1 protein-coding gene is annotated in these 745 nt (G+C 62.4%); it reads left to right on the top strand.

Going from position 1 to position 745, the window contains the following annotated elements; translation table 11 throughout:
* Positions 1 to 24 precede the first annotated feature (24 nt).
* Complete coding sequence (locus NW844_RS13020; RefSeq protein ID WP_414336257.1) at positions 25 to 594, top strand: shikimate kinase; 570 nt, start codon at positions 25 to 27, stop codon at positions 592 to 594.
* Positions 595 to 745: the final 151 nt, after the last annotated feature.

Below are 745 nucleotides of genomic sequence, written 5' to 3'. Positions count from 1 at the left end.
GCGCTAGCAGATCCCTCCCCCCTCATGATCTCTCCGCCAGAATCCGAACGCCTGCAGGGCGTGACCGTCTACTTAGTCGGCATGATGGCCAGCGGCAAGTCCACGCTGGGAGCTGAGCTGGCCGCCCAGTTGCGCCGCCCCTTCTTCGACACCGACGTGCTGGTGGAGCAGGTGGCGGGCTGCTCGATTGCCCAGATTTTTGCTCAGCATGGGGAAGCCCACTTCCGGGATCTGGAAACCCAGGTGCTGGCCCAGCTCAGCGGCTACACCCGCCTGGTGATTGCCACGGGGGGTGGCATCGTGCTGCGGCCCAAGAATTGGAGCTATTTGCACCACGGCCTCACCGTTTGGCTGGATGCGGCCCCTGAGCTCATTTGGCAACGGCTGAGCCGGGATCCCGGCCAACGGCCCCTGTTGCAAACCCCCGATCCCCAAGCCGCTTTGCAAAGGCTAATGCAGGAGCGAGAACCTTTCTACGCCCAGGCCGATGTGCGGGTGCCCATCCGGTCAGAAACCAGCCCGTCCCAGTTGGCCGAACAGGTTTGGCAGGCCATTTGCGCCCGCTTGCGAGCCCAGCCGCCTTGCAACCCATAAAAAAGGGATCCGCAAACCTTTGGGATCCCTAAGCATTACAGTTCAAGACTTGCCGGGAGCGGATCCCTGGCAAGTGCCAGGCAACCTCCCTGATTCTTTAGAGCGCGTTGCCGCGGGGTAGGACTTCTTCGGGGAACTCAAAGCGCTCGTG

This window comes from Synechococcus sp. H55.2 (assembly GCF_047462495.1).
Taxonomy (GTDB): Bacteria; Cyanobacteriota; Cyanobacteriia; order Thermostichales; family Thermostichaceae; genus Thermostichus.
This window is presented reverse-complemented; position numbering and strand designations above follow the sequence as displayed.

Bases quoted from the DNA above. Each gene is read 5' to 3' on its own strand.
- NW844_RS13020 (WP_414336257.1), top strand. From the start codon at position 25: ATGATCTCTCCGCCAGAATCCGAACGCCTGCAGGGCGTGACCGTCTAC.